Source organism: Streptomyces sp. NBC_00691 (genome assembly GCF_036226665.1).
In the GTDB taxonomy this organism is placed as follows: Bacteria; Actinomycetota; Actinomycetes; order Streptomycetales; family Streptomycetaceae; genus Streptomyces.
Genome location: NZ_CP109007.1, coordinates 1,537,303 through 1,549,866 on the forward strand (window position 1 = coordinate 1,537,303; position 12,564 = coordinate 1,549,866).

Here is a 12,564-nt window from a genome sequence, read left to right on the forward strand (position 1 = left end):
GAGTCCCGTCGTCGCCCGGGGGCGGCCTGGAGTGTGACGACAGGACCCGGCCGGTGCTCAGCCGCGCACTGCGGCCGGCACCGTCCTCACCCGGTGCGCGGGGTCGCGGACCTCACCCACCAGCATCTCCAGGACGTCCTCCAGGGCGACCAGGCCGAGCACCCGGCCCGAGCCGTCCGCGACCTGCGCCAGATGCGTCGCGGCGCGGCGCATCACGGTGAGGGCGTCGTCGAGAGGCAGTTCGGCTCGGACCGTGGCCATCGGCCGCCACAGCCGCTGGGGCACCGCCCGCTCCCGTTCGTCCAGGTCGAGGACGTCCTTCACATGGACGAAGCCCATGAAGGTGGCGCTTCCCCCGGCGCGGACCGGGAAGCGCGAGTACCCGGTGCGGACGGTCAGCTCCTCGATCTCGCGCGGGGTGACCGTCGGCGCGACCGTGACCAGGGAGGACGATGCGATGAGGACGTCCGTCACCGGGCGGGTGCCCAGTTCGAGGGCGTCCTCCAGACGCTCCTGCTCCGCCGGGTCGAGCAGCCCGGCCTGGCCGGCGTCCTCGACGAGCCGGCCGAGCTGGACGCTGGTGAAGACCGCCTCCACCTCGTCCTTCGGCTCGACCTTGAAGGCCCGCAGGACCAGCCGGGCGCAGGCGCCGAGCGCGGCCGTCACGGGCCGGCACAGCCGGGCGAAACCGACCAGGCCGGGGGCGAGCCAGAGCGCGGTCCGCTCGGGCGCGGCCATCGCCAGGTTCTTCGGGACCATCTCGCCGATGACGAGATGGAGGAAGACGACCGCGGCGAGGGCGATGACATAGCCGAGCGGGTGGATGAGCCCCTCCGGGACCCCGACCGTGTGGAAGACGGGTTCGAGGAGGCGGGCCACGGTCGGCTCGGCGACCGCGCCGAGCGTCAGCGAGCAGACGGTGATGCCGAACTGCGCCGCCGCCATCATCTGCGGCAGGTTCTCCAGACCGTGCAGGACCTGCTTGGCACGGGCGCCGCCGAGCGGCTCGATCTGGCTGCGGCGGACGGAGACGAGCGCGAACTCGGCCCCGACGAAGAAGCCGTTGGCCAGGACGAGGAGGACGGCGAAGAGGAGTTGCAGGGTGCTCATCGGACGGCCTCCGCCGGGACGGGAGCCTGGGCGGGAGCCGGGGGCGCGGAGGCCGCGGCCGGGGCGGCGGTGGCCGGGTCCGGGACGGAGGCCCCGCCGACCGCGGCCGGGTCCGGAACGGTACGGACGATCCGTACCCGCTCGGCGCGGTAGCGGTCGACCTGGCGCACCGAGAGCCGCCAGCCGGGCAGTTCGGCCCGGTCGCCGGGGGCGGGGATGCGCCCCAGGAGATCGGCGACGAGCCCGGCGACGGTCTCGTACGGCCCGTCGGGCACGTCGAGGCCTATCCGGCGCAGGGTGTGGACCCGGCAGGAGCCGTCGGCCTCCCAGGCGGGCCGGCCGTCCTCGGCGGGAGCGGCGGCCAGCTCGGGCCGTCCGTCGGCCGCCGTGTCGTGCTCGTCGCGGACCTCGCCGACGAGTTCCTCGACGATGTCCTCCAGGGTGACGACACCGGCCGTGCCGCCGTACTCGTCGACGACCACCGCGATCGGCTGCTCCCTGCGCAGCCGCTCCAGAAGGGTCTGGGCGGGCAGCGTCTCGGGCACGAGGAGCGGCGGGACCGCGATCCGGCCGACGGGGGTGCGCAGCCGGGCGTGCGGGGAGACGGCGAGCGCGTCCTTGAGGTGGACCATGCCGACGATCTCGTCGATGCGGTCGCGGTAGACGGGGAAGCGCGAGAGGCCGGTGGCCCGGGTGAGGTTGAGGACGTCGGCCGCGGTGGCGTCCCACTGGAGGGCGCTCACCTTCACGCGCGGGGTCATGACCTGCTCGGCGGTGAGGCCGCCGAGGGACAGGGTCCGTACGAAGAGGTCGGCGGTGTCCTGTTCGAGGGCTCCGGCCAGGGCGGAGTGCCGGGCCAGGGAGACCAGTTCGCCGGGGGTGCGGACGGAGTCCAGCTCCTCGGTGGGCTCGACGCCCAGGAGCCGTACGAGCCGGTTCGCGACCCGGTTGAGCAGGGAGATCACCGGCCGGAAGAGGGCGGAGAAGCGCCGCTGCGGGGTGGCGACGAAGCGGGCGACCTGGAGGGGCCGGGAGACCGCCCAGTTCTTCGGTACGAGTTCGCCGACCACCATCTGCACGGCGGAGGCGAGCAGCATCCCGATCACCACCGCGATCCCGGAGACGGCCCCGGCGGGCAGCCCGGTCGCGGTGAGCGGTCGGTGCAGCAGTCCGGCGAGCGCGGGCTCGGCGAGCATGCCGACGACGAGGGAGGTGATGGTGATGCCCAGCTGGGTCCCGGAGAGCTGGAAGGACAGCTCGCGCAGGGCGGAGACGACGGTGCGGGCGCGCCGGTCGCCGGCGGCCGCGGCCCGCTCGGCCTCGGCGCGCTCGACGGTCACGAGTCCGAACTCGGCGGCCACGAAGAAGCCGTTGGCGAGAATCAGGACAAAGGCCGCGAAGAGCAGCAGAAGGGAGATGATCATGCCGCCGCCTCCTGGGAGGGGGCGGCGCAGGTACTACCGGACGATCCGTCCATTGCTGGAGGGAGTCACTCCTCGGGTCGAAGGGTGGCCTCGCGGGCCGTGGAACCGTGGCCCTGCACATGCGAGGCGGTGGTGCCGCTCGGCACCACCGCCTCCAGAGTAGTCACGCGAAGGCCCCGAGGGGCAGGGGGTCGGCCCCGGATGGGGGACGGACGCGGGTCCGCCCGGGTCCCCGGCCGGGGCGGCGACCGCCCGTCGGTCAGGCCGTGCGCTCGGCGCCCGTGCCACGGCTGTCGGCCAGGGCCCGCAGGGCGCGGGCGTCACGGATGGCCGATTCCTTGGCGATCCCGGGCTGGATGCCCAGCGCGGGCAGGCTGGTGCCGTCGCTCAGGTCGAGGAAGACCCAGGGGTCGCCGGGGCGCAGGTTGACCTTGAGGATCTCCGCCCAGGCCAGCCGGCGGGTCCGGGTGATGTTGACGACCGTGACGCCCTCGTCGTCGGCGACCACCTTGGGCCGGCTCAGCAGCACCAGGCCCCCGGAGAGCAGCGCGGCGGTGAAGAAGAAGCTGGCGCGCTCCCCCGGGCCGAGCCGCTCCAGCATCACCGCGACGACACTGATGACAGCGAAGATCGCGACGCTCATCGTGATCAGGACGACCCGGGTGCGCCCGGGCCGGAACGTGACCGGCAGGACGGGCGTCTGTGCTTGGGACATCGGTGGTTCCTCGGGGCCTTCGGTGCGGGCGGTCCGTGCCGTCAGAGGCGGCAGGCGTGGATGGCGGTGGTGAGGATGGCGCGGGCACCGATCTCGTACAGGTCGTCCATGATCCGCTGCGCCTCCTTGGCGGGGACCATCGCGCGGACGGCGACCCAGCCCTCGTTGTGCAGCGGGGAGACGGTCGGCGACTCCAGGCCCGGGGTGAGGGCGACGGCCTGCTCCAGGTGCTCGGCACGGCAGTCGTAGTCCATCATCACGTACGAGCGGGCGACGAGGACGCCCTGCAGGCGGCGCATGAACTGCTGGACCTGCGGGTTGTCGTCGGTGGCGCCGTGGCGGCGGATGACGACGGCCTCGGAGGTGAGGATCGGCTCGCCGATGACCTCGAGTCCGGCGTTGCGCAGGCTGGTTCCGGTCTCGACGACGTCCGCGATGATCTGGGCGACGCCCAGCTGGATCGCGGTCTCGACGGCGCCGTCCAGGTGGACGACGGAGGCGTCGATGCCCTGGTCGGCGAGGTGCTTGGCGACGATGCCCTCGTAGGAGGTGGCGATCGTCATGCCGCCGAAGTCCTCGGGGCCGTTCGCGGTGCCCGGGCGGGTGGCGTACCGGAAGGTGGAGCGGCCGAAGTTCAGCGCGAGGATCTCCTCGGCGCTGGCGCCGGAGTCCAGGAGCAGGTCACGGCCGGTGATGCCGATGTCCAGCTTCCCGGAGGCGACGTAGATCGCGATGTCCTTCGGGCGCAGGTAGAAGAACTCGACCTCGTTGTCGGGGTCGATGACGACGAGCTCCTTGGACTCCTTGCGCTGGCGGTAGCCGGCCTCATGGAGCATTGCCGACGCAGGTCCGGAGAGGGAACCCTTGTTGGGAACGGCGATGCGCAGCATGGGGTGAGCTTCCTTTGCCTGGGAGTGGTGGGGAGTCCGGGCCGTACGCGCCCGGAGGGGTGTGCTCAGAGGTGGGCGTAGACGTCGTCGAGCGAGATCCCGCGGGCGACCATCATCACCTGGACGTGGTACAGCAGCTGCGAGATCTCCTCGGCGGCGGCTTCCTTGCCCTCGTACTCCGCGGCCATCCAGACCTCGGCTGCCTCTTCGACGACCTTCTTGCCGATGGCATGGACGCCCTTGTCCACCAGCTCCGCGGTGCGGGAGGTGGCCGGGTCGCCGGTCTCGGCCTTGAGCTTGAGCTCGGCGAAGAGCTCTTCGAAGGTTTTACGGGTTCCGTTCGCCATGATGGTCCTAAGAGTACGGGGTAAGGGTCGCGCACCTAGCGCCAGGGTTCGCTGACCGTGCGCAGCGTCGTCGCGGTGGCGACGGCGGCGGTGACGGCCTCGTGGCCCTTGTCCTCGCTGGATCCTTCGAGGCCGGCCCGGTCGAGGGCCTGCTCCTCGGTGTCGACGGTGAGGACGCCGAATCCGACGGGTACGCCGGTGTCGATCGAGACCTGGGTGAGGCCGTGGGTGACGCCCTGGCACACGTACTCGAAGTGCGGCGTTCCGCCGCGGATGACGACGCCGAGCGCCACGATGGCATCGTAGCCGCGCCCCGCGAGGACCTTCGCCACGACCGGGAGCTCGAAGCTGCCGGGGACCCGGAGGAGGGTCGGCTCGTCGATGCCCAGCTCGCTCAGGGCGCGCAGGGCGCCGTCGACGAGACCGTCCATGATCTTCTCGTGCCACTGCGCCGCGATGACCGCGACCCGCAGGTCGCCGCAGTTCTTCACGCTGAGGACGGGTGCGCCCTTGCCGCTCATGATTCTCCTTGCCGGTGTGGTGTACGTGATTACTGGTTACCGCAGGTGGAGGCCGTGGAGCCGTCCAGCCAGGGCAGGTCGTGGCCCATCCGGTCCCGCTTGGTGCGCAGGTAGCGGAGGTTGTGCTCGCCGGCCGTGACGGGCATGGGCTCGCGGCCCTCGACCACGAGGCCGTGCCGGGTCAGGGCGTCGATCTTGTCGGGGTTGTTGGTCATCAGACGCAGGCTCCGGACACCGAGGTCGACGAGGATCTGCGCGCCGGCCCCGTAGTCACGGGCGTCGGCGGGCAGCCCCAGTTCCAGATTGGCGTCGAGGGTGTCGCGGCCGCGCTCCTGGAGCTCGTACGCGCGGAGCTTGGACAGCAGGCCGATGCCGCGGCCCTCGTGGCCCCGGAGGTAGACGACGACGCCGCGCCCGGCCTCGGTGACGCGGTCCATGGAGGCCTGCAGCTGGGGGCCGCAGTCGCAGCGCAGCGAGTGGAAGATGTCGCCGGTCAGGCACTCGGAGTGGACCCGGACCAGGACGTCCTCGCCGTCGCCGATCTCGCCGTGGACGAGGGCGACGTGCTCGACGCCGTCGACGGTGGAGCGGTAGCCGTACGCGGTGAAGTCGCCGTGCGCGGTGGGGAGCCGGACCTCGGCCTCGCGGCGGACGGTCGGCTCGGCGGAGCGCCGGTAGGCGATCAGGTCCTCGATGGAGATGATCGTGAGGCCGTGCTTGCGGGCGAAGGGGACCAGCTCGGGGAGTCGCAGCATGACGCCGTCCTCGCCGGCGATCTCGACGATCGCGCCGGCCGGGCGGAGGCCCGCGAGGCGGGCGAGGTCGACCGCGGCCTCGGTGTGGCCGTTGCGGGCCAGGACGCCGCCGGGCTTCGCGCGGAGCGGGAAGATGTGGCCGGGCCGGACGAAGTCGGAGGGCTCGTGCCGTCCGCCCGCCAGCATCCGCAGGGTGGTGGCGCGGTCGGCGGCGGAGATGCCGGTGGTGACGCCGTGAGCGGGGGCCGCGTCGACGGAGACGGTGAAGGCCGTCCGCATCGACTCGGTGTTGTGCTCGACCATCTGCGGGAGTTCGAGGCGCTCCAGCTCGTCGTTCTCCATGGGCGCGCAGATCAGTCCGCGGCACTCGCTCATCATGAAGGCGACGACCTCGGGGGTGGCTTTCTCGGCGGCGATGACGAGGTCGCCCTCGTTCTCACGGTCCTCGTCGTCGACGACGACGACGGGCCGGCCGGCGGCGATGTCGCGGATGGCCTGCTCGACGGGGTCGAGGGCGAGGTCGGTGGCGTCCCAGATCGGCAGCGCGCTCATGCGTGGGCTCCTTCCAGAGCGGTGGCGGAGGTCGTGCGCGTCCGGAGCCACCAGTCGCGCATGCCCCAGACGACGAGGGCGAAGTAGATGACGTAGACCAGGCCGGAGAAGGCGAGGCCGCTGTTGAAGGCGAGCGGGACGCCGACGAGGTCGACGAGGAGCCAGGCGAACCAGAACTCGACCAGGCCGCGGGCCTGGGCGACCATCGCGACGAGGGTGCCGACGAAGATGTACGCGTCGGCCCACGGGCTCCAGGAGAGCGACGGGTAGAGGGTGAACAGGCCGCCGACGGCGAGGGTTCCGACGGCCGCGCCGGCGAGGAGCAGTCCGCGCTCCTTCCAGGTGGCGAACCGGATGGCGATGGATCCGTCCTGGGCCTGCCGCCTGCCGCGGTTCCACTGCCACCAGCCCCAGGTGGCGACGCCGATGACGAGGAGCTGCTTGCCGACGCCGCCGGAGAGGTGGGCGGAGGCGTAGGCGCCGACGAGGATCAGGCCGGAGAGCAGCTGGGCGGGCCAGGTGAGGATGGAGCGGCGCCAGCCGAGCGCGAGGGCTATGAGTCCGATCGTGTTGCCGATCATGTCGGACCACATGATGTGCTGACCGAAGGCGCTGAACGCCTCGGAGTTGAGCCAGCTCACTTGTCGCTCTCCTTGGCGTTCGGGCCGAGCAGCCGCTCGACGTACTTGGCGATGACGTCCACTTCGAGGTTGACCGGGTCGCCGGACTGCTTGATGCCGAGCGTGGTCAGGTCGAGGGTGGTGGGGATGAGGCTGATGGTGAACCAGTCGTCGGTGACCTCGACGACGGTGAGGCTGACGCCGTCGACCGTGATCGAGCCCTTCTCGACGACGTACCGGGAGAGGTGGACGGGCAGGCCGACCTTGACGAGTTCCCAGTGCTCGGACGGGGTGCGTTCGAGGATCGTGCCGGTGCCGTCCACGTGACCCTGGACGATGTGACCGCCGAGGCGGCCGCCCACGGCCATGGGCCGCTCCAGGTTGACGCGGGAGCCGACCTCCAGGGCGCCGAGGCTGGACCGCTTGAGGGTCTCGGCCATGACGTCGGCGGTGAACTCGCCGTCGCCGAACTCGACGACCGTGAGACAGACACCGTTGACGGCGATGGAGTCGCCGTGCTGGGCGCCTTCCGTGACCAGGGGTCCGCGCAGGCGGAAGCGGGAGGCGTCCTCCAGCTGCTCGACGGCGGTGACCTCGCCCAGTTCTTCGACGATTCCGGTGAACACGGTCAGGCTCCCTTGAGGGTGGCGGTGAGGTGCGGGGTGGCGGTGACGCGGAGGTCGGGTCCGACGCGCGTGGTCTCGGTGATGTCGAGCCGCAACGCGTCGCCGATGGTGCTGATTCCCGCGTCGGCCAGGGCGTTCGGGCCGGCGCCGAGGAGGACGGGGGCGAGATAGCCCACGACCTGGTCGACGGCGCCGGCGGCGACGAAGGCGCCCGCGAGGGTGGGGCCGCCTTCGAGGAGGACGGAGCGGACGCCGCGCGCGTGGAGGGCGTCGAGGAGGGCGGGCACGGACAGGCCGCGCTCGGCCCTGGGGAGGCGTACGACATCGGCGTCGAGGAACGTCTCGGCGTCCTCGGCGATCGCGATCAGGGTCGGGGCGGCGTCGTCCAGGACCCGGGCGCCGGGCTTCACGGCGGTCGCCTCCGTGTCGACGACGACCCGGAGCGGCTGGACGGCCCCCTCGATGCCGCGTACGGCCAGGTGGGGGTCGTCGGCGCGGGCGGTGCCCGAGCCGGCCACGACGGCGTCGGCCTCGGCGCGCAGCCGGTGGACGTCGGCGCGGGACTCGGCGGAGGTGATCCAGCGGGAGGTGCCGTCGGCGGCGGCGATCCGGCCGTCGAGGGTGGCCGCGTACTTCCAGCGGACGAAGGGACGGCCGTGGCGGACGGAGGTGAGCCAGGCGATGTTGCCCGCCTCCGCCTCGGCCTCCAGGAGGCCCTGCTCGACCTCGGCGCCGGCGGCACGCAGGGTGTCGGCACCGCCGGTGGCCTGCGGGTTCGGGTCGCCGACGGCGTACACGACCCGGCTGACCCCGGCCTCGATCAGGGCCTGGGCGCAGGGGCCGGTGCGGCCGGTGTGGTTGCAGGGTTCGAGCGTGACGTAGGCGGTTCCGCCGCGGGCGAGGACGCCTGCCTCGCGCAGTGCGTGGACCTCGGCGTGGGGGCCGCCGGCGCGCTGGTGGAAGCCTTCGCCTACCACGTGTCCGGAGGCGTCGGTGATGACGCACCCGACGACCGGGTTGGGGCTGGTGGCGCCGAGACCGCGTGCGGCGAGCTCGACGGCGCGTCGCATGGCGGTGATGTCGGCCTGCTGGGCCACCGGGTCCTCCTGCCTCTTCGGGCACGGACTCCGGGGCCTGTCGATGACGACAGAGAGCGGAACGACACTTCTCGCAGGGTGCGCCGGGGCCGCGCCCTGCGGGTACACCGATCGATGACGACACGGCGACCAACGGACGTACGGCCGGCACACCCCTGAAAAGGGGTCGCCCGCCGCGCACTGCCTCCCATCCGGACTTTCACCGTCGGTCCAGGAATCTCACCTGGTCAACCGGCCGCTGGCTGCGGACGGGTCGCGGACTATACCGCCGGTTCGGAATTACACCGACCCCGGAGTGCGCTGCTGCTGATACAGGGCCAGTGTGCCACGACCCGCGAGGGGCGATGCGACCGAGTTCCTGTGGCCTGGCTCACAGACTCCCAGAGAAGTCTTCTTTGGTCCAGACCTATTGACGCACTGGTCTAGTCCTCTTAATCTCCGTGTCACCTCCTAGGAACGGCCCGGCGGCGTGCGCACTCCACGGGCCCAACACGACCCACCCGCTTGTTCGTTGTGTTCTGCCGACTCCCCCTACGCCGCGAGAGCGTGGGGCACCCCACCCCAGGAGGACCCGATCGTGCTGTCCCCCACCGCGAAAAGAGCCTCGCTGCTCTCCTCCGGCGCGGCCGTCGCCGGGTTGCTGCTCAGCTCGCTCTCCGGCGGCGTCTCGTACGCGGCCGACAACGAGTCCTGTCGCCCCGACGGGCTCTACAAGACCCCGGGCGTCGACGTCCCCTACTGCTCGGTCTACGACGCCGAGGGCCGCGAGAAGATGGGCGCGGACCACCAGCGCCGGGTCATCGGCTACTTCACCGGCTGGCGCGACGGCAAGAACGGCCAGCCCGCCTACCTGGCGAAGGACATCCCGTGGGAGAAGATCACCCACATCAACTACGCCTTCGGTCACATCGGCTCGGACAACAAGCTCTCCGTCGGCACGGACGGTCCGAACAACGCGGCCACCGGGATGACCTGGCCCGGTGTCGCGGGCGCCGAGATGGACCCCGCGTTCGCCTACAAGGGCCATTTCAACCTGCTCAACAAGTTCAAGAAGCAGCACCCGAACGTGAAGACGCTGATCTCGGTCGGCGGCTGGGCGGAGACCGGCGGCTACTTCGCGGACAACGGCAACCGGGTCAACTCCGGCGGCTTCTACTCGATGGCGACCAACGCCGACGGTTCGGTCAACCAGGCCGGGATCGACACCTTCGCCGCCTCGTCCGTCGACTTCATCCGCAAGTACGGCTTCAACGGCGTCGACATCGACTACGAGTACCCGACGACCATGAAGGACGCCGGCAACCCGCTCGACTGGCAGCTCGCCAACGCGCGGCGCGCCGGACTCGTGCAGGGCTACGCGGCCCTCATGAAGTCCCTGCGCGAGAAGCTGGACGTCGCGGGCGCCGCCGACGGCAAGCACTACCTGCTGACCGTCGCCGCCCCCTCCTCCGGCTACCTGCTGCGGGGCATGGAGACCTTCCAGATGCAGAAGTATCTGGACTACGTCAACATCATGTCCTACGACCTGCACGGCGCCTGGAACGAGTACGTCGGCCCCAACGCCTCCCTCTTCGACGACGGCAAGGACGGCGAGCTCGCCGCCGCCAACGTCTACGGCTCGGCGCAGTACGGCAACATCGGTTACCTCAACACCGACTGGGCGTACCACTACTTCCGCGGCTCGATGCCGGCCGGCCGGATCAACATCGGCCTGCCCTACTACACCCGCGGCCACAAGAACGTGCAGGGCGGCACCGACGGACTGTGGGGCAAGGCCTCCGCGACCACCTGCCCGGCCGGAGCCGGTCTGACCAAGTGCGGCGACGGCGCCACCGGCATCGACAACCTGTGGCACGACAAGGACACCAACGGTGTCGAGTCGCCCGCCGGCTCCAACCCGATGTGGCACGCCAAGAACCTCGAGAAGGGGATCGTCGGCGACTACGTCACCCAGTACGGCTTCCCGGCGAACACCACCCTGACCGGCACCTACGCCCGCAAGTACGACTCGACCCTGGTCGCGCCGTGGCTGTGGAACGCGCAGAAGAAGGTCTTCCTCTCCACCGAGGACGAGCAGTCGGTGGCCGCCAAGGCCGACTACGTGGTCAACAAGGGCATCGGCGGCACGATGGTCTGGGAGATGGCCGGCGACTACGCCTGGAACGCCACCAAGGGCCAGTACGAGACGGGCTCGACGCTCACCTCGCTGATGTACGACAAGTTCAAGGCGGCCGCCCCGTACGGCGCGAAGAAGTCCAACGCGTCCCTGCCGACGCAGGCCGTGAAGATCGACGCGCAGTTCACCGAGTTCAAGCTGGGCGACTCGAACTACCCGATCACCCCGAAGATCAAGATCACCAACAACACGGCGGCCACCCTCCCGGGCGGCACGGAGTTCCAGTTCGACTACGGGACCTCGGCCCCGGCCAACGCCTCCGACCAGTCGGGCTTCGGCACCAAGGTGATCAGCAGCGACCACACGGGCGGCAACGTGGGCGGCCTGAAGGGCGACTTCCACCGCGTCTCCCTGAAGCTCCCGGCCTGGCAGTCGCTGGCCCCGGGCGCCACGGTCGACCTCGCGTTCAACTACTACCTGCCGGTGTCCACCCCGTCCAACTGGACCGTGAACATCAACGGCACCACGTACGCCCTCGCCGGTGACCTGGCGCGCGGCACGACGGTGGTGGAGCCGGGCACCACGACCCCGCCGACCACCCCGCCGACGACGCCGCCCACCACGCCGCCGACGACCCCGCCCACGACTCCCCCGACCACGCCTCCGACGACGCCGCCCACGGGCTGCGGCACGGTCCCGGCGTACGTGGCCGGCACGGTCTACAACGCGGGCAACGAGGTCTCCCACAACGGCCGCAAGTACAAGGCCCAGTGGTGGACCCAGAACGAGACGCCGGGCACGACCGGCGACTGGGGCGTCTGGAAGGACCTGGGTCCCTGCTGACGCACCCCCTCTGAACCCCCGGCGGCGGAACATCACGGCCCTTGCCGCCGCCGGGCTCCCACAGCGCCGCGCCCCCCTGTCCGGGGCGCGGCGCGTCCGTGTGTCGCGGCCGGCGCGCCCGCCGCGTGTGCGGAGCACGGCCGGGACCGTCAGGCTGGAGACATGAGCACCATCCTGGTGACCGGTGGCACGGGAACACTCGGGCGGCCCGTCCACGAGCGGCTGCGCGCGGACGGCCACGACGTACGGGTCCTCAGCCGGCACTCACCGCCCTACGCGGTCGACCTCCGGCAGGGCGGGCCGCTGCTCGACCGGGCCGTCGACGGGGTCGACGCGATCGTCCACTGCAGCAACATCATGCGCGGGGACAAGGACGCCGCCCGCCACCTGATCGAGGCGGCCCGGCGGGCCGGAGTGCCGCATCTGCTCTACATCTCGATCATCGGCGTCGACCGGGTGCCGCTCGGCTACTACCGCACCAAGTACGCGGTGGAGCGCATGATCCAGGGCTCCGGGATCGGCTGGACGCTGCTGCGCACCACCCAGTTCCACGACCTGATCCTCCAGCTGCTCCAGGGCCTGGCCAAGCCGCCCGTGATGCTGCTGCCCAAGGAGGTGCGGGACCAGCCCCTGGAGGTGACGGAGGCGGCCGCGCGCCTCGCCGCGCTGGCCGCGGGACCCCCGGCGGGCCGGGTGGAGGACATGGCCGGACCCGAGATCCGGACCTTCGCCGAGCTGGCCGGCTCCTATCTGCGGGCGAGCGGCAGACGGCGGCGCCTCGTCGAGGTGCCGCTGCCGGGCCGGGTCTACCGGGGGCTGCGGCGCGGCGAGCACCTGGCACCGGACCGTGCGGTGGGCCGGGTGACGTTCGACGAGTTCCTGGCGCGGCGGTTCGGCGGAGCGGGCGGGCCGGAGACGGACGCCTGAGACGCCGCACGGGGACCCTGT

12 protein-coding genes and 1 riboswitch are annotated in these 12,564 nt (G+C 71.5%); of the genes, 2 read left to right on the forward strand and 10 right to left on the reverse strand.

Translation table 11 applies throughout. The features are described from left to right. Positions 1-57 precede the first annotated feature (57 nt). The 10 genes from OG392_RS06780 to ribD form a co-directional block, all read right to left on the reverse strand. Entirely contained in the window at positions 58-1,110 is a 1,053-nt protein-coding gene (locus tag OG392_RS06780; protein ID WP_329276646.1) for a hemolysin family protein, read from the reverse strand. Next, positions 1,107-2,534 (reverse strand): hemolysin family protein, encoded by a 1,428-nt coding sequence (locus OG392_RS06785; RefSeq protein WP_329276648.1) that lies wholly within the window; start codon positions 2,532-2,534, stop codon positions 1,107-1,109. The genes OG392_RS06780 and OG392_RS06785 overlap by 4 nt, the downstream gene beginning before the upstream one ends. 259 nt (positions 2,535-2,793) lie before the next feature. Then, a complete protein-coding gene (locus tag OG392_RS06790; RefSeq protein WP_329276649.1) occupies positions 2,794-3,249 on the reverse strand; it encodes a PH domain-containing protein in 456 nt (151 codons plus the stop codon). Positions 3,250-3,290: 41 nt separating this feature from the next. Beyond that, the gene (gene hisG, locus OG392_RS06795; RefSeq protein ID WP_030316372.1) at positions 3,291-4,139 is read right to left on the reverse strand and encodes an ATP phosphoribosyltransferase; all 849 of its coding nucleotides are present in this window, start codon (positions 4,137-4,139) and stop codon (positions 3,291-3,293) included. Between the two features lie 65 nt (positions 4,140-4,204). Further along, positions 4,205-4,486, reverse strand: coding sequence for a phosphoribosyl-ATP diphosphatase (locus tag OG392_RS06800; RefSeq protein WP_030316370.1), 282 nt, complete (start codon positions 4,484-4,486; stop codon positions 4,205-4,207). A 35-nt stretch (positions 4,487-4,521) separates the two neighbouring features. Next, positions 4,522-5,007: a 6,7-dimethyl-8-ribityllumazine synthase gene (ribH, locus tag OG392_RS06805; RefSeq protein WP_125665105.1), complete on the reverse strand. Its 486-nt coding sequence runs from the start codon at positions 5,005-5,007 to the stop codon at positions 4,522-4,524. Between the two features lie 29 nt (positions 5,008-5,036). After that, positions 5,037-6,314 carry a bifunctional 3,4-dihydroxy-2-butanone-4-phosphate synthase/GTP cyclohydrolase II gene (locus tag OG392_RS06810; protein WP_329276650.1) on the reverse strand — a complete coding sequence of 426 codons (1,278 nt, stop codon included), beginning with the start codon at positions 6,312-6,314 and terminating at the stop codon, positions 5,037-5,039. Beyond that, the gene (locus tag OG392_RS06815) at positions 6,311-6,907 is read right to left on the reverse strand and encodes a nicotinamide mononucleotide transporter family protein (RefSeq protein ID WP_329287107.1); all 597 of its coding nucleotides are present in this window, start codon (positions 6,905-6,907) and stop codon (positions 6,311-6,313) included. Before OG392_RS06815 ends, OG392_RS06810 begins: the two co-directional genes overlap by 4 nt. Before the next feature lie 44 nt (positions 6,908-6,951). Continuing rightward, a complete protein-coding gene (locus OG392_RS06820) occupies positions 6,952-7,560 on the reverse strand; it encodes a riboflavin synthase (RefSeq protein ID WP_329276652.1) in 609 nt (202 codons plus the stop codon). A gap of 2 nt (positions 7,561-7,562) precedes the next feature. Beyond that, entirely contained in the window at positions 7,563-8,657 is a 1,095-nt protein-coding gene (gene ribD, locus OG392_RS06825) for a bifunctional diaminohydroxyphosphoribosylaminopyrimidine deaminase/5-amino-6-(5-phosphoribosylamino)uracil reductase RibD (RefSeq protein ID WP_329276654.1), read from the reverse strand. A 173-nt stretch (positions 8,658-8,830) separates the two neighbouring features. Continuing rightward, a riboswitch (FMN riboswitch) is annotated at positions 8,831-8,960 on the reverse strand. Positions 8,961-9,234: 274 nt separating this feature from the next. Between ribD and OG392_RS06830 the strand changes: the two genes are divergently transcribed. Next, positions 9,235-11,616 carry a chitinase C-terminal domain-containing protein gene (locus OG392_RS06830; RefSeq protein WP_329276656.1) on the forward strand — a complete coding sequence of 794 codons (2,382 nt, stop codon included), beginning with the start codon at positions 9,235-9,237 and terminating at the stop codon, positions 11,614-11,616. A gap of 162 nt (positions 11,617-11,778) precedes the next feature. Further along, positions 11,779-12,543 carry an SDR family oxidoreductase gene (locus tag OG392_RS06835; protein ID WP_329276658.1) on the forward strand — a complete coding sequence of 255 codons (765 nt, stop codon included), beginning with the start codon at positions 11,779-11,781 and terminating at the stop codon, positions 12,541-12,543. Positions 12,544-12,564: the final 21 nt, after the last annotated feature.